This window comes from Rossellomorea sp. ABR4_012, assembly GCF_056159545.1.
Map to the genome: position 1 here is coordinate 461,828 of NZ_JBSWVK010000001.1, position 24,609 is coordinate 486,436.

A 24,609-nucleotide genomic window follows, 5' to 3' on the forward strand; every position below is an offset into this window, starting at 1 on the left:
AAAACAGTCTTAAGAAAAGAGGATGAAAGATGGCAGAAAAGGAAAAGCAGGAAAAAACAAATCAGGAAGAACAAAATAACCAAACCGAAACAAAAAATGGCGGACGCTCAGGCATGAATGTAAATTACGCCATCATCGGCGGTGTTGTCGGAGCAGGCGTCGGGCTGTTGAGTCATCCCGGCACTGGTAAAAAGGTGGTAGGCAGTCTGGGGAAATCAGAAGTCGTGCGCATAGCAGGAAGCGAACTGCGCCGAACCGCACAGGAATTCATTACGGAACAGGCACTTATTACTTTAAGGCAGACCGCTACAGGGTACATGAGCAAATACGAAAACGGGTTATTGCCTTTCAATAAGAAAAAAGAAGACACAGCAGAGCAGGCGCAGGAAGAAACGTCGGCTACTGTGCAAAACGATGAAATTGAAGAAATAAGAGAAGAAAACAAGAATCTGAATGAGCGATTGGAACGAATCGAAGAAATGCTCAGCAGCCTTGTGGAGTCAAAAAAGTAACGGTCCAACTTAACTGGGCGTTTCCGAAGGGGGAATGACATGGGTAAGTCAGCAGCAAAAAAAGCAGCCGGCAAAATGGCTGAAACAATCGTCGAACACACCCCGGAACCGGTCAAGGATAAGGTAAAAGACAAGGTCAAGGAAAAAGCCAAGGAAAAGTTTGTGGAAGGCGTCCAGGACAAAGTTGAAGACGGTATTCAATCTAAAGCAGACGAGGCTTCTGAAAAGCTTCAAAAAGCGAAGGATAAAAACGCAGACAAGGTTCACACAAAAGCGGAGGAAGCAAAGGAAAAAGTACAGGATGTACTGCTTTCCGTCCGTGAGAAGCTGGGGAATGCCAAGGAAGCCGGTGAAGAATTTCAAGATAAAATCTCTTCATCGAATAAAGACAAGACCAAACTGAAAAGTGTCTCGGATATCAAGGGAGTAAATGATATCAAGAGCTCGATGAACATCAAAAGTTCCACTGATATCAAAAGCTCCACCAATATTAAATCATCGACAGACATCAAAACCATCAGTTCAAGGTAAAAGCACCGAAGGGAGATTTTTTAAATGGCAATCCAAAAAACAACAGACAGTTCAAGTTTAGCAGAGGTTATTGACCGTATTCTCGATAAAGGGATCGTCATCGATGCCTTCGCAAGGGTATCGGTAGTCGGAATCGAAATTTTAACAGTTGAAGCGAGAGTCGTAATCGCCAGTGTGGACACATGGTTGCGTTATGCCGAGGCAGTCGGGCTGCTTCGTGATGATGTGGAAGAAAACGGCCTTGCCACTCAGGAAAATGAAAGAAGTTCACAATTCAGTATTTAGTGCTTGATGTTAAGGGGTAGTTAAAAAGGGGACCCAATAACGGGTCTCCAGGGTGATCCACACCGGATCCCCCTTTCCCTTTTTTTATATTGTAAGAATGTAAAATTTCTATTGAGAAATATCCAGCTCCAGCGCCTAGCCCCTCGAGACGTTTCGCTCCGGCGGGTGGAGTCAAAGAGCGACTTCACTGGTCAGAGCTCCAACGCTTGTCGGGGCTGACCAAGGCGCTTACGCTTTTCTAGTAAGGAGGCCATTATGAAAATCAAAGAAATCATGGGGAATGTATCCGATTTCTTCAATGAACACGTAGCTCCCGTCCATAAAATTACTTCGGTTGAAGTAAGGGAAGAGGAAGGCTGGCGAGTGATGGTGGAAGTCATCGAAGAAAAGGAATACATGAAGAAATACGCCAAAGATGAAATGCTCGGCACGTATGAAGTACTTCTGGATAAAGATAAGGAAGTCGTATCGTTTAAACGCCTTGATATTCGTTACAGAAGTGCGATTGGACAGGAAATGTAGCGGCAAGTGAGTAGGAGGGAGAACCAACGTGACAGTCTTACGGAACAGTATCAAAAAAGACAGCAGGGCCATCGTACAGGATGATGAAACGAAGGAATTGATGACCCGCTCGCTGCATTATCTTAAAGCTGGTTACCCTGTACATTTTACAGGCCCCTCGGGAGCCGGGAAAACCTCCTTTGCGCTCGCTTTAGCCAAGAAACGAAAGCGGCCCGTCATGCTCATACACGGAAATCATGAATTAAATAATCGAGATTTGATCGGTGACTTTACGGGCTATACAAGTAAAAAGGTTGTCGACCAATATGTACGATCTGTTTATAAAAAGGATGAAAGTGTAACGGAGACCTGGAGGGACGGCCGGCTTTTAGAAGCAGCAAAAAATGGCTATACCCTCGTTTACGATGAATTCACCAGGTCACAGCCGACAACGAATAATATCTTTTTATCAATTTTAGAAGAGGGAGTCATCCCATTATATGGGACGAAATTAACGGAACCGTTCGTGAAGGTCCACCCGGAATTTTCAGTGATTTTTACGAGTAATCCTGCAGAGTATGCAGGGGTCTATGATACGCAGGATGCCCTGTTGGACAGGATGATCACCATCCCGGTCGATTTTATGGACAGTGAACGTGAAGCCTTGATCGTATCGGAGAAAGCGGACCTGGTGATAGAAGAGGCAGGGACCATTACTGCCATTATTTCTACTTTGCGTGATCAATGTACAAAGGAAAACGAACACGGGCCGAGCTTGCGTGCATCGCTGATGATTGCAAGACTCGCCATTGAATTAGACATTCCCATAGACGGGGAAAACAAAGAGTTTCAACGTCTATGTATCGATATAGCAGGTAACAGCATGAAACGCGGCATTGAAGCCGATAACCCTAGAGAAAAAGCGGAACAATTGATTATAGATGCATGCGAAAGCGTGAACAGATAAACAAAGGAGAGTCTACCCATGAGCCAAGAGAATGGAATATATGTATTTTGTGCGATTCAGACGGATAAGGATGAAGCGTTGGGATCAGTGGAGTTAGAAGGAGAAACGCGTGACGTCTTTACAATCAAATACAAAGATGCCGCGATGGTGGCAGCTGAAGTGCCAATGAAGATCTATCACCCAAAGAAAGACAATCTGCTGATGCACCAGCAAACGGTATCCAAAGTGATGAGCCAGTATGACACCGTTATTCCGATCAGTTTCGGTAACGTTTTTCAAAGTAAAGAGGATGTAGAGGCTCTGCTTGAAAATCTTTACCCTCAATTTGAAAAGCTCTTCCCGGCCATCAAAGGGAAAATCGAGCTGGGTCTCAAGGTGATCGGTAAGAAAGAATATCTTGAAAAAATGGTGAAAGAGAATCCTGAAATGGAGAAAATGTCATCTTCTGTAAAAGGGAAATCAGAATCCGCCGCTTATTATGATCGCATCAAGCTTGGCGGCATGGCTCAAAAGCTCTTTACATCGCTTCAAGAGGAAATGAAGAAAGAAATCTTCGAACCCCTTGAAGAAACTGCCGAGGCAGCGAAAGTAAATGAGCCTTCGAGCGAAACGATGCTTCTCAATGCAGCATTCCTGATCGATCGCGATAAAGAAGAATTATTCGATCAGAAAGTGAATGAAGCTCATGAAAAGTGGAAGGATAAGGTCGACTTTCATTATAGCGGTCCATGGCCGGCGTATAACTTCGTAAACATCCGCTTAAAGGTTGAGGAAGCGGGATGATCCATAAATTGGTCAGTGCGCCAATTAATATGGTCATAAAAGTCGGAGAAAAGATCAAAGAAGAAGCAGACAAGGAACTATACGACCTTCCTACCATCCAACAAAAGCTGATTCAGCTTCAAATGATGTATGAGCTTGGTGAAATCCCTGAAGAAGCCTTTCAGGAAAAAGAAGATGAGCTGCTTGCACGTTATGAAATTGCGAAGAAGCGCGAAATGGAGCAATGGGAAGAATTGACGAAGATGAAGGAATGAGGGTGAAAGAATGAGCGATTTACTTTATTTATATGGCTTAATCCCAACGAAAGAAGCAAATGATCAATCGCTTCCCTCCATAACAGGTTTTGATGGTGAAAACGAGCTTTACACCATCGCAGTTGGTGATGTGACAGCCATTGTGTGCACGATTGATTCCGAAAGGCATTCGGAAGAAGAGTTAAAGGATAAGATTGAAAATGATATGGAATGGCTGCAGGAGAAAGCATTCCATCATCATGAAACCGTATTGATGGTGTCGAAGATGTATACGATCGTCCCTTTGAAATTCTGTACTCTATACAAAAACAAGGACAGCTTAAAGGACACCATCGAAAGCAGCCGACAAAAGCTTTTAAGCACTTTTTCTAGATTGAAGGGCAATGAAGAATGGAACCTGAAGATATTCTGCAATGATAAAGAACTCAGGGAAGAAGTAAGCAAAAGCAATCCGGCAATAGAGGAAAAACGAAAAGAAATCAGCGAGCTTCCAAAGGGAAGACAATTTTTTGAAAAGAAGAAAATAGATCAGCTGATCGATCAGGAACTCGAAAACGAAAAAAACCGTATCTGTGAAGAAGTCCATGAAAAGTTGAAAGAAAAGGCGCTCGAAGGCAGTGTAAAGAAAAATTGGGGCAAGGACGTCACCGGACGTCAGGAAAACATGGCCTGGAACAGTGTGTTTCTAATTGCTGAAGAAAAAGTGGATGACTTCATCGAGGAAGTGAATCGATATAAAGAAGAACTCGAGAAAAGAGGCTGGAGCTTTGAAGCTTCGGGCCCATGGCCGCCTTACCACTTCTCAAGTTTTTCATAAATTTGGCTGTTTCAGGAATGACCGCAGAGGGAATTTAAAGAAGTATTAGAGAGAATAGAAAGGGAATGTGAGCTATGACAGTAAGAGAATCGATTGAAAACAAAGATATTGCACTCATAGACATTTTAGACGTGATTCTCGATAAAGGTGTAGCCATTAAAGGGGACCTCGTGATTTCAATCGCAGGTGTCGATCTCGTCTATTTAGATCTCAGAGTATTAATTTCCTCGGTGGAAACACTGGTACAGCATAAAAACGGAACAAGGAAAGAAATCAATTCCGAAAAACTTGATAAAGAAAGGGAGGAACTAATCGATGCAACAGGTCAGCCAAACAAATGGGCGCAGCAGAATCAATTTTGATTCAAATAATCCTGAGGACGGGTTGGCACAGTTGGTCCTCACCGTCATCGAGTTAATCAGACAAATCGTCGAAAGGCATGCCATGCGGCGTGTGGAAGGCGGTACCCTGACAGATCAGCAGGTGGAGGATCTCGGAGTTGCCCTGATGAATCTTGAAGAAAAAATGGAAGAATTAAAAGAAATTTTCGGTCTGGATGCAGAAGACCTTAATATAGATCTCGGGCCGTTAGGAAGCCTGCTGTAATCACTTCCTACTTGGGCCAAAGGAGGACAACAACATGGCTATGGAACATTCTATGCAGTCAAGTACGATTGTGGATGTTTTAGAGAAAGTCTTAGATAAAGGGGTTGTCATCGCCGGAGATATTACGGTCGGGATAGCCGACGTCGAGCTCTTGACCATCAAAATCCGTTTAATCGTCGCTTCTGTCGATAAGGCAAAGGAAATCGGCATGGACTGGTGGGAAAACGATCCTTACCTAAGCTCCAAAGCGGCTGACAACAATACACGAGCACTCGAAGAAGAAAATAAAAAGTTACTGGAACGCTTGGAGTCACTTGAAAAAAAGATGGATTCAAATCGTTTGAAAACTAGTAATCAATCAAACTAATCGGAGGGTTTAACCATGGCAGAAAAAAACTCAAAAGTTGAAGACACCACCGTAGAAAATCAAGATAATAAATCAACAAATGAAAAGAAGAAAAGAATGAGCGGTCCGATCAAGCGAACAGTAGCAGGCAGTGTCCTTGGAGCAACCGTCGGATATCTGGCCACTCCTGAAAACGGGAAAAAGCTGCTTGATTCAATCGATCAGGAAAAGTTAAAAAGCAAATCCCTGGACTTCGGAAAAGCAGCAAAGGAAAAATCAAGAAGTGCGGTCACTTCATTGAAAACTTCAACAGCCGGTCTGTTCAAGCGTGATAAAAACACGGATGAAAATATGGAAGAAGAAAGCGATACAACATTAAGTACAGACCAATCTGACGAGCAAGAGACAAACAGCGACAAAGACTATGAATCACTTAAACAAGAAAACGAACAGCTTAACGACCGACTTCAAAAACTGGAAGATATGCTGACAAAACTCACTGAAAAAGATGAGGATGCAGACGAAGAAGACGATGATGATGAAGAATCAAAATCCAAGAAAAGTACGAAAAAAGCGTCCAAGAAAAAAGCAGACGAAGAAGAAGAGGATTCTGACGAAGACTCAGACGATAACGAAGAAGATGATGATTCAGATGAGTCTAAGGACGAAGACGATGCTGAAGATGAGAATGATGAAGATGAAGACAATAAGAGTGAAAAGAAAGGCAAATCAGGTTCATCAAAGAGCAAAAAACGCTCTACACGCAAATCTTCAAAATCTAAAAAATCATCTAAAAAAGAAGATGAAAACGAAGACGAAGAAACAACACTTTCAAGTGATGACGACACATCTTCTTAATTGATAGACAGGCAGGAGGGAATAGTGAACATGAGCTTAGGATCTGGTGCAAATAAAGATTCAATACTGGAATTCTTTGTACAAGCAGCTAATAAGCATGACTTTACATTGGACATCACCCTGAATGTAAACGGGGCTGTCATCTCAGGCACACTGATTTCTGCTAAAGACTACTTTGACGCACTGAGCGAAAACTTTGAAGACGGCAGCGATGTTGCGCAGAAGCTGAGTGAAGAGCTTGTTAAGGCAGGTGAGCAGGTGGATGACGGCGCCCTTAGTGAAGCCAATTTCATTCATTTGAAAAACACGAAAGTATACTGCGGAGACAACAAGCCCACTCCTTCAAAAGGGAAAATTCTCTGGAGGGGCAAGCTGAGTGAAGTCGACGGATTCTTCTTAGGGAAGATATCTGAATCAAAAAGCAGTAAATAACAATATCAGATATAAACAAACGCCCAGGGAGCAGTCTCTGGGCGTTTGTTTATGGAAGGTAGGATAAAACCTCTCTCTTAGGTTATGGAAGTGTAAGAGAAGCCGCTAAGGGCTTTCTGACATTATTATTTCATGTTTACTTCCTTGATTGTAGTAACTTTGTTGTTTCGGAAGCTGATATGAACGAATGAGTTGGGATCGGCTCCGTCCCATACATAACTCACTTGATGGGCTTTTGTACCGGCTTTACCCGTCTCCCCCTGCTGCTTTCCTTCACCGCCGATGATGTCGATTACCTCCCCGAGTACCATTCCTTTCGTAATTTTCGTGAATTCCTCCAGGGTGATTTCCGGTGAATTTGCTGCTTCGCTGGAGCTGAAGCCGGAGTCGGGGCTTGTGCATGCAGTCAAGGAAAGGAACAGGATGGTACACAGGAACAATCCGTTTAATTGTTTTTTCATATTATATTTCCCCCTTTAATAATTCATTTATAGATATAACCACGTATAGATGGAAATTGTTTCAATTTTGAAGGATGTTTTTAGAAGTAAGAGGAAGGTTTCGAGGAAAAAAAGACCCCCGCCTTAGAAGGAGAGGGTCTTCAGTATGCTATTGATTTACGGTGATAGTCTCTGCTGAATTTGCAGGGACAGTCACCTCTATTTCAAGGTACTGCTTACCTTCAGAAGAATAGTTTTGCTTGATCGTGCCTTTTGAAGCTTTATATGTGCCTTCCTTCATGTAGAGGGGTACGGTAACCGTCAGCGGTTTACTCAGTCGATTCGTTACGGTTGCCTCTTGAGAAGACGAGCTTCCATCGTTTGCGTGTTTGTAGTCTGCCTCATAGGACATCACGCCGCCTTTGGTATCTCCGTTCTCATAAACCGGGATGGAATGACCCGATTCATCATAATGATAAGAGGAGATCTGTCCGTCTTTTACGGTGAAATCCCTGAATCCTACCCAAGGCTTCCCTGTTAGTTCAATAGCGGTGGTAGTCGTGTATAGGATGCCGTCTTGTTCTGTGACATCATCTATATGGGTATGCCCGTGAAGACTGACGTTCACGTTATTATTTTTCATCACATCGATTAATTCCTGAGCATTTTCTCCGTGCCATTGCTGATCATATTTGATCCCCAGTTTTTCACCAAGTATCAATGTGTCAAGGGTTTGAGGATTATGCTTTTCGTCATATTGCTTCCAATATTTTTGAACTTCCGGATCATCCTGCGGCCAAATCTCACGGTCGCGCCATAATGGATTATGGTGAGAGAATAACCCTCGTATCTGACCTGCCTGCGCAGTTTCTGCATTCTTCTGCAGATCCTGTTTAACCCAATTTAATTGTTCTTCCCGGATTTGTCCGCCCCATGTCGGAACAGATACGGTACCATGACCGCTTCGGTCGAATTTATGCCAATCAAATGAATTGTAGCCAATGAAATGTGCATATGGTCCGTAATCAAACGAAAAGTATTGCGGACCGAAATATTTTTCCCAGTACTTCGCACCATCGGCCAGAGTCGCATCCTGAGCATAGTAATCATGATTACCAGGTACGATATATACTGGGACGTTCAGTTTTTGAAGCATTTTATATGTTTCTTCATACTCATAGATATACTCCTGCGGGTTCATTTGGCCGTACATTAAATCCCCTGTAACCACTACAAAATCAGGATTCTTCAAGTTTACCTCTTTTATCGCCTTCTGAAGATAAAGCCAGCGCTTATTCGGATCGGGATCCCACATGCCGGCTTCTTTTGCCAGGGCCGGGTCTGTTGAGGCCGGGTCATCCGGGTCACCTAGGTTTCGTGGTGATCCGATATGAGTGTCTGTTACATGCAAGAAAGTGAAATTCTTCTTATACTCGTCCACCACTTTTACAGAATGAGGCTGTTTGTCTGTGATTCTTTGTCCATTTCCTGTGTAAGACACTTCCAAGTCATACAATTTTTCTGGTGTGCCTTCTGGAATCTGCACTGTGACATCCATAATGGAAGAGCTGTCCTTCCAGTGAGATTGTCCTTTCTTGACGGATTGTACCGGTAATTCATATTCGCTTGTTAGCGAAGAGTGATTGGTTTGCTTTAGTTTAACGTTCCATTCTCCTGCCTTTTTACCCTGTGTATCAATCTTCAGAGTGAGGGTTTCACCCTTCTTCTTGATCGCCGGGGTGGCAAAGAGAGGATAAATAATTTGATTGACCTTGGAATCTACTGAGATATTCGGTGCAGCATCCAAATAATTGGTAGTATCGCCTATTCCGCCATCTCTTTCTCCAGATGAGCTGCCAGGAGTGTCGAGCGCTTGGACAGAAATTGGAATGAGAGATAAAACAATTAATAAAACTAGACCTTTCTTGAACCAACTTTTCATCATTACTACCTCCTTTATTTGATTTTAGGGTAGCAAGCAATTGTAAATGGAGTGTGGATTCTCTATTACAAAACAAAACTTCCAGAAAGTACTTGTGATTCAAAGAATCTACTAGAAGAGTACGAAGTTTCTAATTGGCGAGTGGGGTTTTCTTTTCCTTTGTACCGGGTAAACAATACATAACAAAGGAGGTTGCCTTTTATGAAACGTTTAATTGGAAGATTGATCAAATGGGGACCTATCATCTACCCGATCTTTAAAAAATTCCGGAATAAGAGAAGATCTCGTAAATCGATGACGTATTAAGTGAAGTGGAAAAACAGCCTGCGGGCTGTTTTTTTGTTGTGTGGAAAAAGAGTATGAGGGTGTGGTTAATAGTTCTGGCAGAGATGGACAGAGTAGGACTGTGATGGAATGAGTTATTGGTAATTAAAACTAGAAACTTATTAAAATGAGCTTGGAAACGAGTCGTTTTAGAGGCTGTTCACTCAGAAATTCTTAAGAAGCTGGAATTGCCGGTTGAAAGGTTGCTGTTTTAGAGATTTTAGAAAGTGTAAACAAAAATATGATCCATTCTGTGATTTTATGATCCATTCTCAAGAAATACGATCCATTCTGTGGATTTATGATCCATTCGACAAAAGATACGATCCATTTTCCTGCTTTATGATCCTTTAAGAATGATTCTAATTAACGGGAACAAACATGAATTGAAAAATGGGCTGTCGCATCGCGGTGAGTACTCTTCACGCGTAAGCCACACAAAAAGCTCCCCGAGATGACTCTCAGGGAGCTTTCCAATCCAATCGTATTCATTAATGCGATGTTCTTCTCATTCCTCTTAATAACAGGCTTAGAAGGAATACGAAGATGATGGCTCCGATCAATGCTGGAATAATGGCAATTCCGGCCAGTGCCGGACCGAAGCTTCCCAGTAATTCTCCGCCGATCCATGCGCCGATGATACCCGCGATGATATTTCCGATGACTCCGCCTGGAACGTTCTTACCTAAAATCAAACCGGCTAACCAGCCAATGATTCCTCCAACGATTAAATATAAGATGAAACCCATAATTATTACCTCCATTTTTCGTTTTTATAAGATTTGTTGTTAGTTTTGTAATTCCCGGTTTAAGAGTATTTAAACCTCTAGTATGTGGTCACTTGGAAGATTTTTTGTAAAAAGTACATGATGTATTTAAATGCAGGAAGTTTGTCCTGATACTTTTCATAATCCACCGTATACGTACCGTCTTCGTTATTCCAGATTCGTTTGAAATAGTCATCAATGGAACGGATGAATTCACTATCTGTAGATGATACCAGCTTGATGTTTTCCTCAAGATTGTAGTCATCAAGGTTTCTAGATGTGTAGTTGGTGGACCCGCCGATGACGGTGGATTTCGTCTTCCCTTTGACATATATGAATTTGGAATGGTATTGTTCTTTGTTTGTGTCATACCAGCGGATGGTGATGTGTTCCTTGTTGAGATTATGGAGTTCCGATGCGATCGGAAGGTTGGGAAGTCCGATTTTTTCCTGGCCGAATGCGTTTTGGTTCGGGTCCAGCACGAGCCGTACTTCAACCTTCCGCTCTGCGGCGTCCTCTATGGCGTCAATGATGTCGCGGTCGGCTAAATAAAACATCCCTATCCATATTTCATCCCCTTTTTCAGCCTCATCCATCGCTTTGACGACATGGTCCTGAACCTTGCTTTCTGTGAGGATCTGTGCCTTCACAGAAGGTCCTTCCCCCGAACCGGCAGGCTTGATCAGCTTGTCCAGCTCTTCATCTGTCGGAAAAGCGCTTTTATCACCATCGGAATAAGCCGCCACCGCTCTTTCGGCTTTTACCATGTCCTTCAGGATCTCCCCCTTCACTTTGAAGGCGATATTGGAATGAAATCCGCTTGCATCATGGGGATTGGCTGAAAGAATCAGTCCTGCATCCTCCGTGATCACCGTTTTTCTGTGGTTCGCTTTTACGTTCAGTAACTTTAAATAAGACCGCGCTGTCACTTTTGGAGCTGAAGGAGCCATCGGGTTCGGGAGCCAGCCGATCCCTTCCTGCCCAAACCATCCGAGGGCGGTTCTCCAGACTGCTGAGTAGATGATGTTTGGATCGCGGAGCCTGTTCAAGTCCGTATAGATGATTTCTGCACCAAGCTCTTTTAGAGGCGCTATTTGATGAGCGGTATGTGAACGATAGGTCGTATTGACATGGTCTGTAATGAAGACAACCTTCAAGTCAGGTTTTTTCTTCATCTGTTCCTGTACCTTTTTTGACAATTTTTCGCTCAGCTTGGGATAAGGCCGTTTGCCATCTGTATAGCCATTGACGAGGAAGAGATCAAGAACGAGAAAATCGTCCGCTTCCTCAATGGTTTTGTATACTTCATCAAAGATGGAGTGGTCGTACACTTCTTTGCCGTTCTTTTCATACGTCAGATCGTACAAAAATTCCACGTCTTTTTGAGGAAGGGTATGAACGCCGCCTTCATAAGATATGCCCGGCGGAAGAGGCTTCACCCGATGATAGAGCATGATTGCCGCAAGAATAAGAATGACAGCCCCGCCGATCCACCATCGTTTCTTCTGATACCACTTTTGTTTCTTTTTCAATTGAATTCCCCTGTTCTTCTGTTTTTTTCTTACTATACCCTTAACGGTGACAATAGAATCCTATTTGAAAGTGGTTTGTACAAGGGCTATCAGTTTGTTTAAAAAGAAATCTCATATATCATGAAGGTAAGTAATCATTAAAACGATTGTGGGGAGGAAACGAAATGACAAAGCCGAAGATAAAGGCATTTGTATTCGATGCCTATGGTACGCTGTTCGATGTACATTCTGTAATTGAGAAATGCAATGAATTATTTCCTGGCAAGGGAGATACAATCAGTGGGATTTGGAGGCAGAAACAGCTGGAATACAGCTTTTTACGCCAACTGATGGGCAGATATTCGACATTCTTTGAGATTACCCGGGATGCACTCCGTTACGCCTGCAAGGAGGCGGGTGCCGAGCTTTCGGGCGACACGGAACGAGAATTGATGGATTCTTACCTGAAGCTTAACCATTATGAAGAAACGGAAGAGGTATTGGAAAAACTTCAATCCTATCAAACAGCGATTTTCTCCAACGGGTCACTTGATATGCTGTCTCCATTGGTCGAACAATCACCATTTGCTTCACTGCTTGATGAGGTGCTTTCTGTGGATGAAGTGAAGCAGTTCAAACCGACCCAGATGTCTTACCAGCTGGTGCTTGAAAGACTCGGTGTCAGAAGGGAAGAGGTCTTATTCATGTCTTCGAATACGTGGGACATCGCAGGTGCTGCAAGCTTCGGCTTCTACACCGCCTGGATCAATCGGCAGGGAAAGGAAATGGACGAGCTTGGAGTGAAGCCTGATTATGAATATCGGGATTTGCGCGGGATACTGGATCATGCCGAATAAGTGAATGGATATCAGCCGCTTTGGCTGGTATCCAATTTATTTAGTGACAGGTAAACACGTCCTTGATGGCGAAAAAGTAGACAAGACTTTTCAAAAGGAGCTGTGTTGGAATGGAGCCTCAACAAGTTGTGGTCAAGGGAGTAGATGTTGATTCAAAAACCAGATGCCGTCATTATCATAGTGAAAAAGATATCATCGCCATAAAATTCAAGTGCTGCTATACATATTATCCATGCCATTTTTGTCATGAGGAAACGGCCGATCATGAGCCCGTCCGCTGGTCGAAGGATGAATGGAATACAAAAGCTGTACTGTGCGGGGAATGCCGGAATGAACTGACAGTCCTGCAGTACATGAACTGCCAATCGGTCTGTCCGTTTTGCAGGTCTCTTTTCAATCCGGGGTGTCAGACTCATTATCATCTTTATTTTGAAGGGTGAGGGTAAAGTGCGGTCATGTGGTAAAAATGAGAGCATGAATGATTTGTTCCACGTGAAACGAAGGAGTGTTGAAATGAAACAGGAGAAAGCGACCTTTGCAGGCGGATGTTTCTGGTGTATGGTCGAGCCGTTTGATGATCAGGAAGGGATTCTCGATATCCGCTCCGGTTATACAGGAGGGAAGACCGAGAATCCGACTTATAAAGAAGTGATAACGGGCGATACGGGTCACCTTGAAGCGGTGCAGATTACATTCGACCCCGATATGTTTCCTTACAAAAAGTTATTGGATCTGTTTTGGCAGCAGATCGATCCGACAGATGCCGGCGGTCAGTTTAAGGACCGCGGTGAATCCTACGGGACCGTGATCTTTTATCATGATGAATCACAAAAGGAGCAGGCGATACAATCAAAGAAAAACCTTTCGGAAAGCGGCCGATTCAATAAGCCGATCGTAACGGACATCCTTCCGGCTGAAGCCTTTTATGAAGCGGAGGAGTATCATCAGGATTTTTATAAGAAAAATGCCTTCCGATACGCGTTGTACAAGAGAGGGTCGGGAAGGGAAGAGTTTATGCGGACATATTGGCCGAAGGATCGTTCGCATCTGCGTGTATCGCTAAGCGATATGCAATACTATGTCACCCAGGAAAACGGGACGGAGCCGCCTTTTGAGAATGAATATTGGAATAATAAAGAGGAAGGTTTATATGTAGATGTAGTGAGCGGCGAACCGCTTTTCACCTCGAAAGACCAATATGACAGCGGATGCGGTTGGCCCAGTTTTACAAAACCGGTGATGGACGCGAGTGTGAGGGAGCGATATGACCTTTCACATAAATCGACACGCGTGGAAGTAAGAAGCAGGGAAGGGGAATCCCATCTCGGACATGTGTTCACGGACGGTCCGGGACCAAAGGGACTCAGGTATTGTATTAACTCTGCAGCTCTCAGGTTCATCCCGAAGGAACGACTGGAAGCCGAGGGATATGGGGACTTTCTGATTCTATTCAACGGGAACAAATAAACGTGTCCGCAAGGGAATCTGCGGGCACGTTTTATATATCGGGTACCGATATATACTTTATTTCACTTTTGCTTCCACTTTCTCAAACAGGTTTTCAACACCCTGGACCCGTTTGATGGAAGTGATGGTCCCCTGGTGGAGTCCTTCGTGCCAGTTAGCAAAGGACAGCACCTCTCCCAATGTAGTGAATGAAGCAGTTCCCAAGTCGAACGGCTTTTCACCCTGTTCTTCGAGACGGCCGGTGAATGCCTCTTTCACTCTCTTCGGCTGATCTTCGAGCAGGTCGCGAATCTCCTTTAAAGATGGAGGAGTCAGTCCGTTTTCATTCCACGTCGAAGGACTTGTGTTGAAGCCGAACAGGTCATTGTAATGAGCAGGGATCCCTTTTCTTTCGTTTTCTCCTGTAAAAGAATAGAGAAGGTTTTCTTGTGATAAAAGGATATGGCCAAGATTCCAGCGAATCGAGTTGCGGAAACCATCCGGCATTCTGTCAGCCTGTTCTTCAGTTGTTGCATCTAAAAAGGCGAGTGTGCGCATTCGGATAAAGTCCATTTGTTGAAACACCATATGTTCTTTCATTTCATCTTCCTCCCAAAAAATAGTCTGCTCTTTGTGTATTCGGGATAAGCGGCTGGTATTCCTTTTCGGATAAGGAAGAAATAAAAAAGTGCCCTTGAATCACATATTCAAGGGCACTTTGCGTAAATCAGTCTTGAGGGCGGTTCTTCTCAGGCTTGGCCCGCCCGGTTGTAAATTCCACTAATTCAGAGCTTGTGCGATTTCCTCTTTTAGCATTGGTATTTGCCTGTGCATTGCGGTTTCCCTGCTTTGTGCGGCCCATACTTTCCCCTCCTAAAAAAATACTCTTGCTTTTATAGTGTGAGAACTTACCGACGGAAATATTCCTTTATATCATTGCCAGGACTGCGTCAAAAACTGACATATTTCGTTTTTATCTGTGATATTTCCCGGGCTATATTCGACGTTATTTGAGTTGATCTTCGAGCCGGCTAAGCGGTTCGGTGGCAGGCCCTTCAATGACTGTCCCATCTGTAGAAAACCTGGAACCGTGGCAAGGGCAGTCCCACGTGTGATCACCGTGGTTCCATGAACATTCACAGCCCATATGGGTGCAGGTGGTATCCACCACGAAAAGCTCTCCTTTTTCGTTTCTGTATCCGCCGCATCGTCTTCCGTTCACCAATACAATGGCTCCTTCGCCATTTTTTATATCATCTGCTTTCTTTGTCGGGATATCAAGCTTTCCTTTCACCAATTGGGCAGCGACGTTGGCATTTTCTTTCGTGAATCGTTTAATGCTTGGGTCGGCTTTAAATCGTGATGGCGTAAAGAGGTCCTTGTATAGATTATGATTACCAAGCACATGATCGGAAAGGATCTGCCCGGCAAGTGTCCCCAATGTCATACCCCATTTTCGAAACCCGGTAGCGACGAGGATGGCGGGGTGCTTTTTGGTTAAAGGACCTATGTAAGGGACCTTGTCCAATGTGATAAGGTCCTGTGCAGACCAACGGTATTTCACTTCCTCGATCCCGAGGACTCTATTTCCGAAGTCTTCAAGGGCATTGTAATGCTCCAACGTGTCTTTGCCTTGTCCCGTCTTATGGTTATCGCCGCCAATCAAGACAAGCTTATCGCCGTTGTCGTCTTCTGTGTAGCGAAGGGAGCGGGTCGGTTCTTCGGCACTGAGGTACATCCCCCCGGGGAACTCTTTATTTGTTTTCACCCCGATCGTATACGAACGGTCAGGCTTGAGGCGGGCGAAGTAGCCGCCCATCCCATCATAGAATGGGAAATGAGTGGCGATCACCACATATTCACTGTCGAGGTGATAGCCGTCTTCCGTCACCACCTGTGTACTTTCTCCTTCGTTGATGGTTTTAGCCAATGTCTGTTCAAATATTTGGCCGCCATTGTTGACGATACTGTCAACAAGCATCTTGAGATACTTTACAGGGTGGAACTGCGCCTGATTTCTCATGATGACAGCATTTTTTATCGGGAGATCGATCGGAAGCTGTTCCATCAGTTCACTGTCTATCCCCAGCTTTAGATACGCTTCAAATTCTTTCTCTACCTTTTTCTTATATTCATCGGTCGTGGAGTAAATATAAGCATCCTGTTTTGTGTAATCGCACTCAATGTTTTCAGTCTGAATGGTGTTTTCCATGAAAGAGAGGGCCTTCATGTTTCCCTCGTAATATTTCTTTGTAAATTCTTCTCCGAAATGATTGATCAGTTCATCATAGATCAGTCCGTGCTGGGCAGTGATTTTTGCCGTCGTATGTCCGGTTGTTCCATTGACAAGCCGGCCTGCGTCGATCAAGGCGACCCTTTTACCGCCTTTTGCCAGCAAATAAGCAGTTGTGATCCCGGCGATCCCTCCGCCTACAACGGCTACATCGGTCTTGATATTTTGTGCAAGCTTCGGAAATACAGGAAGCTGAGCCGATTCACGCCAAAATGGCTCGGGCGGCTGATTGAATGAATGATTGTTCTGAATGTCCATGGATCTGCTCCTTTTTTAAAATTATTAGAAAGTACAAATATAATTTGAGAATTGTACAGCTCCAGCGCCTAGCCCCTCGAGACGTTTCGGTCCGGCGGGTGGAGTCAAAGAGCGACTTCACTGGTCGGCCCAAGAGCGTTTGTCGGGGCTGAACAAGGCGCTTCCGCTTTTCTTGTTTCTACACATTTTTCCCCAATATCGGAAGAATAAGCAGAGATTTGGAAAAGAAAACAAAAAGAGGCTAGCCCTTATAAAAGAGCTAACCTCTGATCCGAACGATGAGTTATGAAGATTTCTTGAGAAGTTTTGCTGTTTTTTCAGCAGAGTCTACGGTTTGTTTTAAAAGCATGGAGATGGTTACAGGTCCGACTCCGCCAGGGACTGGAGTGATCGCACCGGCTTTTTTGTAACAAGAGTCATAATCGACGTCGCCGACGTTCCCTTTATTGTATCCGGCATCGAGGATGACCGCGCCTTCTTTCACCCAGTCGCCTTGAATGAAGCAAGGCTTTCCGACAGCGGCTACTACTATATCTGCCTGCGATATGATCTCTGGCAGATTTTCTGTGTATGAATGACAGGTCGTGACGGTTGCGTTGCGGTTTAACAGCATCATGGACACCGGTTTGCCGAGAATCGGGCTTCTACCGATTACGACGGCATGCTTTCCTTCGACATTTATATCATAGAAATCAATGATGTTCATGATGGCAGCAGGTGTACATGATGGATACTCGCCGAAACCAAAGGATGTCTGACCAAAGCCGAGGCTCGTTACACCATCCACGTCTTTTTCGATGGAAATCGCTTCGAACGCGGCACGCTCATCGATATGCTTAGGGACAGGGTGTTGTAGAAGGATGCCGTGTACATCCTCATCAGCGTTCAATTCGTTGAGGACTTTCAGCAACTCACTTGTCGTCGTTTCCTTCGGAAGGTGAATGCGGCGGGACTCCATACCTATTTTCCTGCAGGCATTCCCTTTCATTTTTACGTATGTTTCCGAAGAAGAATCGTCGCCGACAAGCACGGTGGCAAGACATGGCGTGATCCCTTTTTCCTTTAAAGCAGACACTCTCAATCGCAAGCTTTCCTTCACTTCTGCAGCTACTCGTTTTCCGTCTAAAATTAATGGTTCCATTGCAATCCCTCCTGTAAATGTAAAAGACTGTTTTCTGTTTCGCTTCTTTTCGAAGGTCTGCCTCTAAAACAAGGCTAGTCTGAAAAGCAACAAAATAGGGGAAAAGAGTCCAATAAAAAAAAGACAAGGGCATACGAATGTCCTTGCCTTTGCCCAGGCGAACGGCATTATGGCTAATGATAAATGAAAAGTCGCAGCTCCCCTGTGGTTCGTTCCACGTTTTCGCCAGTCACTGCTATTAATTAAGTTCGAATTCATTGTAACACGAATATAAATAAAAAATCCAGTTAAATCGTTCGTGTTCTTGTAAAATCTCCATCATAAGTCTGAAATGAATACCGGTCGAATTTTCTATCTTCAGTCCTCCCTTATAGCCGATTTGCGGCGTTCATCGTTTTCATAAACTAAAAGCAACAAAACGATTTAGGAGGAAAATAGAATGTTAAAAAATAAAGTTGTGATGATTACTGGAGCTTCAAAAGGACTCGGAAAGGAATTAGCACTGCAATTTGCACGTGAAGGGGCAAGACTTTCAATATGTGCCCGGAATGAGGTTCCTTTAAAAGAAGTGGAAGAGGAAATTCGTGAATTAGGGGCTGAGGTCGTTGCGTTAGCCGCGGATGTATCGGTTTTGAAGGATGTCGATCGTTTTGTCTCGGTGACGGAGGAGGCGTTCGGCAGAATTGACGTACTGATCAACAATGCTTCCATCTTCGGGCCAGGTCCAAGGCTGTTGACAGATTACCCTGAAGACAATTTTCTTGAGGTATTAAAAGTCAACACATTCAACCCATTTATCATGACCAAACGGGTTCTGCCGGGGATGCTGATGAGAAAAGCGGGTTCTGTCATCAACCTTACCTCTGAAGCGGGAAAAACCGGTTTTGCAGAATGGGGAGCATACGGAATATCCAAATTTGCTGTGGAAGGACTGACCCAGACATGGGCATATGAGCTTCAGGACACAGGCGTGCGGATCAACATGGTGGATCCCGGTGAAATGGACACCGACATGCATGACGAGGCCGTACCGGACTGTGATTATCCGTTAGCTGAGCCGAATGAACATATGGATGTTTTCTTATATCTTGCTTCTGATGCTGCCCGCGATGTGTCCGGCAGACGTTTTGAAGCGCAGGAGTTTCAGTGGAACCGGGGTGAGGATCATGAATGAAGCGGTCTTTGACATACCGGAACAGTTGAATGCCTCGGCACCGATCGAGCTCACGGGGAAGAACAGGGATGAAGTGAAACTGATGGTATTGAACAGGAAAAGTGGAGACTGCCTGCATTCCCGCTTTGATCAGCTTCCCTCCCAGCTGAAAAAAGGGGACATTCTGGTGGTCAACAACAGCAGGACGATCCCGGCGTCACTTCAGGGGAAGCAGGGAAATCGGCAGGTTGAAGTCCGGCTTTCCCGAAAGGTGAGCAGCAATGAATGGGATGCCTTGATTCTTGGCTGCATGTATGACACCCTGCTGCCCATTTCATTCGGTGACGGGGTAAAAGCCGTCATGGCGGGAAAAGGGAGTGAAGAGCCTTTGATCCGTATGGCATTTAATGTGGAAGGGGCGGCTTTTTATGATTTTTTATATCGAGAAGGGCAGCCGATCCGCTATGAATACATCGATACCCCGTGGCCGCTCGACAAATACCAGACTGTATACGGGTCGGTCCCGGGATCGGTGGAAATGGCTTCTGCAGGAAGGGCATTCTCCTGGAAATTGATTTCACAGCTTCGCGCGGAAGGGATCGAGGTCGTGCCTCTGCAGCTTCATGCGGGACTCAGCTATTACGGTGATGACCGTTGGCCGACTCCAACGAACCACCCTGAGAAGTATCACCTCCCTCAAGGGACGGTTGAAAGCATAAGAAGAGCGAAAAAGGAAGGGAACCGGGTGATTGCGGTTGGGACGACGGTCGTTCGCGCCCTTGAAACCGTTGCGGCAGACCATGATGGTGAACTCGCTGAAGCGAGCGGCGTGACAAATCTGTATATCACAAAAGAAAGTGCCTTACGCGTCGTTGACGGATTGATCACCGGCCTTCATGAACCGCAGGCGAGCCACCTGGACCTACTGCGGGCATTTGTCCGGGATGAGCATTTATTCCGTGCCTACCGAAGCGCTTTGGCGAAGGGATATATGTGGCATGAGTTTGGGGATATGAATTTGATTTTTTGAATGCGGAAGTATGCGTCCGGGGAAATGGGGTGAAATCATGAAGCTGCATCACATTGGGATCAACGTCAGGAACCTGGAACAATCAAAAAGGTTTTATGAAACTTATTTCGGTTTTAAAGAGGAGTTCTCCACTGACTTAGGGAGTGAGCACATTGTTTTCTTATCAAGGGAAGAAGAAAGACTGGAATTAATTTATGACAGTGAAGCAGATCCTTCACCTTTCTCAACTATCCATTTTGCATGGCAAGTGGAAGAGTTGGAACGAGAGACAAAGCGTCTCTCTCATCTGGGATTGGAACCCTTGGAAGGTCCGATCCATCTTGATAATGGATGGAAAGCTGTATTCTACAAAGGGCCGGATGATGAAGTAATTGAATTGATCTCAATCATGTAATTTTTAGTCTTAACCGGTTCCAGCAGTTGATTGGAGTGGAAGACGAAGACTCCTGCGGGAAAAGTAGCTTATGTGAGACTTGTCCAGCTCTGGCGGCTAGAGGCTCGAGGTCATAAGTCAAGCCAGCCAAAAAGGCAAAGGACGCCTTTCCGTCTGGCTCGCCTTATGCTTGTCGCCTCTGGGCAAGCCGCCTCCGCTTTTCTGCCCCGCAGGGAGGAACGACCGAGGAGGCTCACGGGCTACCCGCGGAAAGCGAAGTCTTCCAGGGAAATCAACTGCGGTGTTAAAAGGTAAATACCTCACCAACCCGATAGGTTTTATGAAATTTTTTTGTTTTCCCATCTGTGTTACAGTTATCCGGGTATTAAGGAATTTATACAGATTGGGAAGGGATTTTCATGAGAAGAGAATTCGTGATTCGCTGGGCGTTTTTCTTTGTCGGCTTGCTTGTACTGGCCTTGGGAATTACACTTACGATCAAAGGAAAGGATCTTGGAATCGGCCCATGGGATGTGTTTCACTATGGACTGTTTAAGCAGATCGGCCTTACGATCGGGACATGGTCGATCATCGCCGGACTTATCATACTGCTGATCACCGGCATCGGAACCAGATCATTTCCGAAAATCGGTGCATTTTTAAATATGCTTTTAATTGGTATTTTCATAGATTTATTTAATTTCCTGATTCCGGATCCGGAGTCGTTCGCGGCTCAGGCGATTGTATTTGCCATCGGGATCCTGGTGATCGGGTACGGAATCGGACTCTATGTTTCCGCTGATTTAGGAGCGGGACCGCGGGACAGCCTGATGCTTCTGGTTACAGAAAAAACGGGCTGGAAGGTGCAATGGGTCCGGAATGGGATGGAGCTCATCGTCTTCTTCTTCGGATGGCTGCTTGAAGGTCCAGTCGGAATCGGGACGGTCGTCATTGCGCTCGGCCTTGGTTCCATCGTTGGCATTTCTCTGCCGCAAAGCAAGAAGCTTCTGGCATACGTCCTTACAAAACAATTAGCGAAAAGAGACAATCCCCTTGCAAGTTGAGGGGATTGTTTTTTTATATCGAATTTTAAATCACTCCGCACCGTATTGATTAAAAGTTAATTAATAGGCGTGACAAGGGATTTCTTCCATGGGGAGAGAACTACTAGAGTAAAGGAGTGGATAGATAATGGAATTTACTTATCATGTATGGGCTACCCAAAAACTATTGGATCACTTAAAGACCCTCCCTCAAGGAATTTTTCACAAAGAACTTCAAAGTGTGTTTCCTTCGGTGGAAAGGACGCTCTTTCATCTCTTTGAAGTGGATGCGCTGTGGTTTTCAAGATTGAAGGGTGAGCGTGCGCCGATTGAAAAGAGAATGTTTGAAACAGTGGAAGAGTGCGAATTGGATTTTTCTGATTTACATAACGAAATCTTGGAATGGCTTGGTGACATGTCGGATCATCTTGTTTCCATCAGCTACACGACTTCTGAAGGTGAAACTTTTAATAATAACAGGGTTGAAATCTTGAATCATTTGGTCAACCATGGCACCTATCACCGTGGAAATATTACTGCTATGCTCTGGCAGCTTGGTGAAAAGGGGGTTTCTACGGATTATATCTATTACTTGAGGGAAAAAGAGGACGCATAGGAATGAAAGAGCTTGTAGGTCACTGCGACACTTGTCAAAAGCCGATTTATTGCCTTGATGGTTTTTTTAACGGTGTAAAAAAGGACAGCGGAAAGATTCAATGTTTCGACTGTCATGAAGAGGAGGAAAAGAAGGATGGGTCATGAGTATGCGGATCGATTGGTAACCCTATTGAGAGAGAATCAAAATGAGGAAAATCGGGAAGCGATGGAGAAATATATGCGCAATCAATTTGCGTTTTTTGGCATTAAGACCCCTGAACGGAATGCGTTGATGCGCGAATTTTTAAAAGAAAACGGAAAGCCGCAGGTTGAAGAACTGCCGGAGATTGTCCGTTCCCTTTGGAGAGAGCCGCAGCGTGAGTGTCAATATTCTGCAATGACGCTTCTGGATAAGCAGGCAAGGTATCTTACGAGAGAACATCTCCCTCTCATGGAAGAGATAATATTGACGGGATCATGGTGGGATACGATAGATCTTATCGCTTCAAACCTCGTTGGGAGAATCCATGAAAAAGATAATGCGGATGAGTATCTCGAAAAGTGGATACACTCAGAGGACTTCTGGTTGAACCGGACAGCGATCCTTCACCAGTTGAAGTACAAAGACAAGACTGATAAAGAACGCCTTTTCCGCTACATCCTCATGCACAATGAGTCCAAGGAATTTTTTATCCAGAAAGCCATTGGGTGGGCCCTCAGGGAATATTCGAAGACGGACCCTGAAGCTGTCCAGCAGTTCATCGACAGGGAGAATCTCGCTCCTTTAAGTAAGCGGGAAGGATTGAAGCATATCAAAAGACTGGAAAAAGCGAAGGGATGATGCCCTTCGCTTTTTGCCTAGATGACATAGACTAATAGGATACCAAACAAGCCACCTAATAACACATATAGGATCATAGGAAGCAGTGTGATCCTGATGATCTGACCCTCTTTTCCGCTCAGTCCGACAACAGAGGCTGCCGCGACAACGTTCAGGACGCAGACCATGTTTCCGGCATTGGCACCGAGCACTTGAAGGGCAAGGATCACATCAGGTGCAGCTGAAATTTGGTCGGCTACACTGAATTGAAAAAGTGAAAACATCATATTGCTGAAGGTTGCACTGCCGGAGATGAATGAGCCGAGAGCACCGATCAAAGGCGCAGCAAGCGGCCATCCTTCCCCGATTGTCCCTGACATCAGTATGGCAAGCTCCATCGGCATGCTGAGAAGCCCGCTTTCATTCAGGTCGGAATTAATGAAGATTCTCACCATCGGCACTGCTGTCATCAATGAGATCATGGTCCCTTTCATCGTGATGATGGAGCTCTTCAACGTGTCTTTGATCTGCGTTGGCTTCATTCTGTGAATGAAGAATGTAATGAGCATCACGGTAAAGAAAATGGTACCCGGCAGATAGAGAGGCTCAAACTGAGTTGAAATCGTCGTTCCGAGAATGTCAGTCCATCCCACTTTTAAACTCCGCAGCCAACTTTTAAATGGGAGGAAATCAAGTCTTGTGAGGACTAGAAACAGAGCGACCAGGATGTATGGTGACCATGCCAGCCATATGGGCATACTCCGTACTGGAATCTTTTCTTGTCCTTGTTCATCTGCTGGCTTCACCTGAAAATCCCACACTTCATCTGGCAGCAGAAACCCTTTTTTGGCTGCCGGCACGACCAGAAGCAGTCCCGCAAGCCCGCCGATGATGGAAGGGAATTCAGGTCCCAGGAAAGCCGCGACGAGCCAGGCAGGAATCGTAAAACTGAATCCTGCGAAAAGAGCGAACTTCCACACAGCCAGGCCTTCTTTCCAAGAACGATTTTCCCCAAAAAAGCGGGTCAGAATCGCAACCAGAATCAATGGGATAAAACTGCCTATAAAGAGATCGATGCTGACAGTCTGGCTGGCAACAGAGCTCAGATAGTCGAGCATATTCCCATTACCGATTTGCTGAGATACTTGTTCTGCAAGGGATCCCCCTTGTCTCAGTCCTTGGTCGACCCCAACCAGTACCGGTGTCCCGACCGCACCGAAAGATACGGCACTGCTGTCGGCAATCAGAGCAAGCGAAACAGCGGCGAGCGCCGGAAATCCCAAAGCGACGAGCAGTGGAGCACCAATGGCAGCAGGTGTTCCGAATCCTGCAGCGCCCTCGATGAAAGAACCGAATAACCAAGCGATGATGATCAGTTGTACCCGGCGGTCAGGGGAAATGACGGAAAATCCATTGCGGATGGTCCCCATTGCCCCGCTGTTACTCAATGTATTTAACAGGAGGATGGCCCCGAATACGATCCATAGGATGGAAATCGAAATAATGATTCCTTCGATCGTCGCAGCCCCAAGCTGTACGAATGGGATTTTCCACACAGCAAAACCCAATAGAGCCGTCACAAGGAAGCTGACGGGCATCGCCACGGAAGCCGGCAGACGGAATAACACAAGAAAAATGAAGACAGATAGTATGGGTGTCAGAGAAGTGAGAAGCTCAAGGATACTCAAGATGTTCACCTGCTTTTATAATTTATACTCATAT

31 protein-coding genes and 1 riboswitch are annotated in these 24,609 nt (G+C 45.0%); of the genes, 22 read left to right on the plus strand and 9 right to left on the minus strand.

Features of this window, described 5'->3' with window-relative positions; translation table 11 throughout:
• Positions 1–29 precede the first annotated feature (29 nt).
• The 13 genes from gvpT (ACXAFV_RS02375) to gvpU all read left to right on the plus strand — a co-directional run bounded on the left by gvpT (ACXAFV_RS02375) (position 30) and on the right by gvpU (position 6,892).
• Complete coding sequence (gvpT, locus tag ACXAFV_RS02375; RefSeq protein WP_475124188.1) at positions 30–512, plus strand: GvpT/GvpP family gas vesicle accessory protein; 483 nt, start codon at positions 30–32, stop codon at positions 510–512.
• Between the two features lie 39 nt (positions 513–551).
• Positions 552–1,043, plus strand: a complete 492-nt coding sequence (gene gvpQ / locus ACXAFV_RS02380) for a gas vesicle protein GvpQ (RefSeq protein WP_475124190.1) — start codon at positions 552–554, stop codon at positions 1,041–1,043.
• Positions 1,044–1,067: 24 nt separating this feature from the next.
• Complete coding sequence (gene gvpJ / locus ACXAFV_RS02385) at positions 1,068–1,328, plus strand: gas vesicle protein GvpJ (RefSeq protein WP_475124192.1); 261 nt, start codon at positions 1,068–1,070, stop codon at positions 1,326–1,328.
• Positions 1,329–1,583: 255 nt separating this feature from the next.
• Positions 1,584–1,850, plus strand: a complete 267-nt coding sequence (gene gvpO, locus ACXAFV_RS02390) for a gas vesicle protein GvpO (RefSeq protein ID WP_475124194.1) — start codon at positions 1,584–1,586, stop codon at positions 1,848–1,850.
• Between the two features lie 28 nt (positions 1,851–1,878).
• Positions 1,879–2,796, plus strand: a complete 918-nt coding sequence (gene gvpN, locus ACXAFV_RS02395) for a gas vesicle protein GvpN (RefSeq protein WP_475124195.1) — start codon at positions 1,879–1,881, stop codon at positions 2,794–2,796.
• A gap of 18 nt (positions 2,797–2,814) precedes the next feature.
• Positions 2,815–3,579: a GvpL/GvpF family gas vesicle protein gene (locus tag ACXAFV_RS02400; protein ID WP_475124196.1), complete on the plus strand. Its 765-nt coding sequence runs from the start codon at positions 2,815–2,817 to the stop codon at positions 3,577–3,579.
• The gene (locus ACXAFV_RS02405; RefSeq protein ID WP_475124197.1) at positions 3,576–3,833 is read left to right on the plus strand and encodes a gas vesicle protein GvpG; all 258 of its coding nucleotides are present in this window, start codon (positions 3,576–3,578) and stop codon (positions 3,831–3,833) included. Before ACXAFV_RS02400 ends, ACXAFV_RS02405 begins: the two co-directional genes overlap by 4 nt.
• Before the next feature lie 10 nt (positions 3,834–3,843).
• Entirely contained in the window at positions 3,844–4,650 is an 807-nt protein-coding gene (locus ACXAFV_RS02410) for a GvpL/GvpF family gas vesicle protein (protein WP_475124199.1), read from the plus strand.
• Between the two features lie 74 nt (positions 4,651–4,724).
• A complete protein-coding gene (locus ACXAFV_RS02415) occupies positions 4,725–5,012 on the plus strand; it encodes a gas vesicle protein (protein ID WP_475124201.1) in 288 nt (95 codons plus the stop codon).
• Positions 4,966–5,256, plus strand: a complete 291-nt coding sequence (locus ACXAFV_RS02420; protein WP_475124202.1) for a gas vesicle protein K — start codon at positions 4,966–4,968, stop codon at positions 5,254–5,256. The genes ACXAFV_RS02415 and ACXAFV_RS02420 overlap by 47 nt, the downstream gene beginning before the upstream one ends.
• 34 nt (positions 5,257–5,290) lie before the next feature.
• Positions 5,291–5,623, plus strand: a complete 333-nt coding sequence (locus ACXAFV_RS02425) for a gas vesicle protein (protein ID WP_475124204.1) — start codon at positions 5,291–5,293, stop codon at positions 5,621–5,623.
• A gap of 15 nt (positions 5,624–5,638) precedes the next feature.
• The gene (gvpT, locus tag ACXAFV_RS02430) at positions 5,639–6,460 is read left to right on the plus strand and encodes a GvpT/GvpP family gas vesicle accessory protein (RefSeq protein WP_475124206.1); all 822 of its coding nucleotides are present in this window, start codon (positions 5,639–5,641) and stop codon (positions 6,458–6,460) included.
• A gap of 30 nt (positions 6,461–6,490) precedes the next feature.
• Positions 6,491–6,892 (plus strand): gas vesicle accessory protein GvpU, encoded by a 402-nt coding sequence (gvpU, locus tag ACXAFV_RS02435; protein WP_475124208.1) that lies wholly within the window; start codon positions 6,491–6,493, stop codon positions 6,890–6,892.
• Positions 6,893–7,017: 125 nt separating this feature from the next.
• Here the strand turns inward: gvpU and ACXAFV_RS02440 are convergent, their stop codons facing one another.
• The 4 genes from ACXAFV_RS02440 to ACXAFV_RS02455 form a co-directional block, all read right to left on the minus strand.
• Positions 7,018–7,353, minus strand: coding sequence for a hypothetical protein (locus tag ACXAFV_RS02440; RefSeq protein ID WP_475124210.1), 336 nt, complete (start codon positions 7,351–7,353; stop codon positions 7,018–7,020).
• A 148-nt stretch (positions 7,354–7,501) separates the two neighbouring features.
• Positions 7,502–9,274: a metallophosphoesterase family protein gene (locus ACXAFV_RS02445; RefSeq protein ID WP_475124212.1), complete on the minus strand. Its 1,773-nt coding sequence runs from the start codon at positions 9,272–9,274 to the stop codon at positions 7,502–7,504.
• Positions 9,275–10,089: 815 nt separating this feature from the next.
• The gene (locus ACXAFV_RS02450) at positions 10,090–10,347 is read right to left on the minus strand and encodes a GlsB/YeaQ/YmgE family stress response membrane protein (RefSeq protein ID WP_475124214.1); all 258 of its coding nucleotides are present in this window, start codon (positions 10,345–10,347) and stop codon (positions 10,090–10,092) included.
• Positions 10,348–10,424: 77 nt separating this feature from the next.
• Positions 10,425–11,897: a phospholipase D family protein gene (locus ACXAFV_RS02455; RefSeq protein WP_475124216.1), complete on the minus strand. Its 1,473-nt coding sequence runs from the start codon at positions 11,895–11,897 to the stop codon at positions 10,425–10,427.
• Between the two features lie 164 nt (positions 11,898–12,061).
• Between ACXAFV_RS02455 and ACXAFV_RS02460 the strand changes: the two genes are divergently transcribed.
• The 3 genes from ACXAFV_RS02460 to msrA all read left to right on the plus strand — a co-directional run bounded on the left by ACXAFV_RS02460 (position 12,062) and on the right by msrA (position 14,200).
• Entirely contained in the window at positions 12,062–12,733 is a 672-nt protein-coding gene (locus ACXAFV_RS02460) for a haloacid dehalogenase type II (protein ID WP_475124217.1), read from the plus strand.
• A gap of 110 nt (positions 12,734–12,843) precedes the next feature.
• Positions 12,844–13,173 carry a CHY zinc finger protein gene (locus ACXAFV_RS02465; RefSeq protein WP_475124219.1) on the plus strand — a complete coding sequence of 110 codons (330 nt, stop codon included), beginning with the start codon at positions 12,844–12,846 and terminating at the stop codon, positions 13,171–13,173.
• Between the two features lie 34 nt (positions 13,174–13,207).
• Positions 13,208–14,200, plus strand: a complete 993-nt coding sequence (msrA, locus tag ACXAFV_RS02470) for a peptide-methionine (S)-S-oxide reductase MsrA (RefSeq protein WP_475126043.1) — start codon at positions 13,208–13,210, stop codon at positions 14,198–14,200.
• A 57-nt stretch (positions 14,201–14,257) separates the two neighbouring features.
• Here the strand turns inward: msrA and ACXAFV_RS02475 are convergent, their stop codons facing one another.
• The 4 genes from ACXAFV_RS02475 to ACXAFV_RS02490 all read right to left on the minus strand — a co-directional run bounded on the left by ACXAFV_RS02475 (position 14,258) and on the right by ACXAFV_RS02490 (position 17,871).
• Positions 14,258–14,779, minus strand: a complete 522-nt coding sequence (locus ACXAFV_RS02475; protein ID WP_475124221.1) for a DinB family protein — start codon at positions 14,777–14,779, stop codon at positions 14,258–14,260.
• A 127-nt stretch (positions 14,780–14,906) separates the two neighbouring features.
• On the minus strand, positions 14,907–15,041 hold the full coding sequence (locus tag ACXAFV_RS02480; protein ID WP_475124223.1) for a hypothetical protein: 135 nt from the start codon (positions 15,039–15,041) through the stop codon (positions 14,907–14,909).
• Positions 15,042–15,185: 144 nt separating this feature from the next.
• A complete protein-coding gene (locus tag ACXAFV_RS02485; RefSeq protein WP_475124224.1) occupies positions 15,186–16,730 on the minus strand; it encodes an FAD-dependent oxidoreductase in 1,545 nt (514 codons plus the stop codon).
• Between the two features lie 283 nt (positions 16,731–17,013).
• Complete coding sequence (locus tag ACXAFV_RS02490; RefSeq protein WP_475124226.1) at positions 17,014–17,871, minus strand: bifunctional 5,10-methylenetetrahydrofolate dehydrogenase/5,10-methenyltetrahydrofolate cyclohydrolase; 858 nt, start codon at positions 17,869–17,871, stop codon at positions 17,014–17,016.
• Between the two features lie 144 nt (positions 17,872–18,015).
• A riboswitch (ZMP/ZTP riboswitch) is annotated at positions 18,016–18,114 on the minus strand.
• Positions 18,115–18,310: 196 nt separating this feature from the next.
• On the opposite strand from ACXAFV_RS02490, the gene ACXAFV_RS02495 reads away from it, so the two are divergent.
• The 6 genes from ACXAFV_RS02495 (at position 18,311) to ACXAFV_RS02520 (ending at position 22,908) form a co-directional block, all read left to right on the plus strand.
• Positions 18,311–19,045 (plus strand): SDR family NAD(P)-dependent oxidoreductase, encoded by a 735-nt coding sequence (locus tag ACXAFV_RS02495; protein WP_475124228.1) that lies wholly within the window; start codon positions 18,311–18,313, stop codon positions 19,043–19,045.
• On the plus strand, positions 19,038–20,054 hold the full coding sequence (locus tag ACXAFV_RS02500) for an S-adenosylmethionine:tRNA ribosyltransferase-isomerase (RefSeq protein ID WP_475124230.1): 1,017 nt from the start codon (positions 19,038–19,040) through the stop codon (positions 20,052–20,054). Before ACXAFV_RS02495 ends, ACXAFV_RS02500 begins: the two co-directional genes overlap by 8 nt.
• A gap of 37 nt (positions 20,055–20,091) precedes the next feature.
• On the plus strand, positions 20,092–20,448 hold the full coding sequence (locus tag ACXAFV_RS02505; RefSeq protein ID WP_475124231.1) for a VOC family protein: 357 nt from the start codon (positions 20,092–20,094) through the stop codon (positions 20,446–20,448).
• 398 nt (positions 20,449–20,846) lie between these two features.
• Positions 20,847–21,491 carry a YczE/YyaS/YitT family protein gene (locus ACXAFV_RS02510; RefSeq protein WP_475124233.1) on the plus strand — a complete coding sequence of 215 codons (645 nt, stop codon included), beginning with the start codon at positions 20,847–20,849 and terminating at the stop codon, positions 21,489–21,491.
• A gap of 127 nt (positions 21,492–21,618) precedes the next feature.
• Positions 21,619–22,086 (plus strand): DinB family protein, encoded by a 468-nt coding sequence (locus tag ACXAFV_RS02515; RefSeq protein ID WP_475124234.1) that lies wholly within the window; start codon positions 21,619–21,621, stop codon positions 22,084–22,086.
• A 135-nt stretch (positions 22,087–22,221) separates the two neighbouring features.
• On the plus strand, positions 22,222–22,908 hold the full coding sequence (locus tag ACXAFV_RS02520; RefSeq protein ID WP_475124236.1) for a DNA alkylation repair protein: 687 nt from the start codon (positions 22,222–22,224) through the stop codon (positions 22,906–22,908).
• 17 nt (positions 22,909–22,925) lie between these two features.
• Here the strand turns inward: ACXAFV_RS02520 and ACXAFV_RS02525 are convergent, their stop codons facing one another.
• Positions 22,926–24,575, minus strand: a complete 1,650-nt coding sequence (locus tag ACXAFV_RS02525) for an L-lactate permease (protein WP_475124238.1) — start codon at positions 24,573–24,575, stop codon at positions 22,926–22,928.
• Positions 24,576–24,609: the final 34 nt, after the last annotated feature.

Bases quoted from the DNA above. Each gene is read 5' to 3' on its own strand.
- gvpT (WP_475124188.1), top strand. From the start codon at position 30: ATGGCAGAAAAGGAAAAGCAGGAAAAAACAAATCAGGAAGAACAAAAT.
- gvpQ (WP_475124190.1), top strand. From the start codon at position 552: ATGGGTAAGTCAGCAGCAAAAAAAGCAGCCGGCAAAATGGCTGAAACA.
- gvpJ (WP_475124192.1), top strand. From the start codon at position 1,068: ATGGCAATCCAAAAAACAACAGACAGTTCAAGTTTAGCAGAGGTTATT.
- gvpO (WP_475124194.1), top strand. From the start codon at position 1,584: ATGAAAATCAAAGAAATCATGGGGAATGTATCCGATTTCTTCAATGAA.
- ACXAFV_RS02400 (WP_475124196.1), top strand. From the start codon at position 2,815: ATGAGCCAAGAGAATGGAATATATGTATTTTGTGCGATTCAGACGGAT.
- ACXAFV_RS02405 (WP_475124197.1), top strand. From the start codon at position 3,576: ATGATCCATAAATTGGTCAGTGCGCCAATTAATATGGTCATAAAAGTC.
- ACXAFV_RS02410 (WP_475124199.1), top strand. From the start codon at position 3,844: ATGAGCGATTTACTTTATTTATATGGCTTAATCCCAACGAAAGAAGCA.
- ACXAFV_RS02415 (WP_475124201.1), top strand. From the start codon at position 4,725: ATGACAGTAAGAGAATCGATTGAAAACAAAGATATTGCACTCATAGAC.
- ACXAFV_RS02420 (WP_475124202.1), top strand. From the start codon at position 4,966: ATGCAACAGGTCAGCCAAACAAATGGGCGCAGCAGAATCAATTTTGAT.
- ACXAFV_RS02425 (WP_475124204.1), top strand. From the start codon at position 5,291: ATGGCTATGGAACATTCTATGCAGTCAAGTACGATTGTGGATGTTTTA.
- gvpT (WP_475124206.1), top strand. From the start codon at position 5,639: ATGGCAGAAAAAAACTCAAAAGTTGAAGACACCACCGTAGAAAATCAA.
- gvpU (WP_475124208.1), top strand. From the start codon at position 6,491: ATGAGCTTAGGATCTGGTGCAAATAAAGATTCAATACTGGAATTCTTT.
- ACXAFV_RS02440 (WP_475124210.1), bottom strand. From the start codon at position 7,353: ATGAAAAAACAATTAAACGGATTGTTCCTGTGTACCATCCTGTTCCTT.
- ACXAFV_RS02445 (WP_475124212.1), bottom strand. From the start codon at position 9,274: ATGAAAAGTTGGTTCAAGAAAGGTCTAGTTTTATTAATTGTTTTATCT.
- ACXAFV_RS02450 (WP_475124214.1), bottom strand. From the start codon at position 10,347: ATGGGTTTCATCTTATATTTAATCGTTGGAGGAATCATTGGCTGGTTA.
- ACXAFV_RS02460 (WP_475124217.1), top strand. From the start codon at position 12,062: ATGACAAAGCCGAAGATAAAGGCATTTGTATTCGATGCCTATGGTACG.
- ACXAFV_RS02465 (WP_475124219.1), top strand. From the start codon at position 12,844: ATGGAGCCTCAACAAGTTGTGGTCAAGGGAGTAGATGTTGATTCAAAA.
- msrA (WP_475126043.1), top strand. From the start codon at position 13,208: ATGAATGATTTGTTCCACGTGAAACGAAGGAGTGTTGAAATGAAACAG.
- ACXAFV_RS02475 (WP_475124221.1), bottom strand. From the start codon at position 14,779: ATGAAAGAACATATGGTGTTTCAACAAATGGACTTTATCCGAATGCGC.
- ACXAFV_RS02480 (WP_475124223.1), bottom strand. From the start codon at position 15,041: ATGGGCCGCACAAAGCAGGGAAACCGCAATGCACAGGCAAATACCAAT.
- ACXAFV_RS02485 (WP_475124224.1), bottom strand. From the start codon at position 16,730: ATGGACATTCAGAACAATCATTCATTCAATCAGCCGCCCGAGCCATTT.
- ACXAFV_RS02490 (WP_475124226.1), bottom strand. From the start codon at position 17,871: ATGGAACCATTAATTTTAGACGGAAAACGAGTAGCTGCAGAAGTGAAG.
- ACXAFV_RS02495 (WP_475124228.1), top strand. From the start codon at position 18,311: ATGTTAAAAAATAAAGTTGTGATGATTACTGGAGCTTCAAAAGGACTC.
- ACXAFV_RS02500 (WP_475124230.1), top strand. From the start codon at position 19,038: ATGAATGAAGCGGTCTTTGACATACCGGAACAGTTGAATGCCTCGGCA.
- ACXAFV_RS02505 (WP_475124231.1), top strand. From the start codon at position 20,092: ATGAAGCTGCATCACATTGGGATCAACGTCAGGAACCTGGAACAATCA.
- ACXAFV_RS02510 (WP_475124233.1), top strand. From the start codon at position 20,847: ATGAGAAGAGAATTCGTGATTCGCTGGGCGTTTTTCTTTGTCGGCTTG.
- ACXAFV_RS02515 (WP_475124234.1), top strand. From the start codon at position 21,619: ATGGAATTTACTTATCATGTATGGGCTACCCAAAAACTATTGGATCAC.
- ACXAFV_RS02520 (WP_475124236.1), top strand. From the start codon at position 22,222: ATGGGTCATGAGTATGCGGATCGATTGGTAACCCTATTGAGAGAGAAT.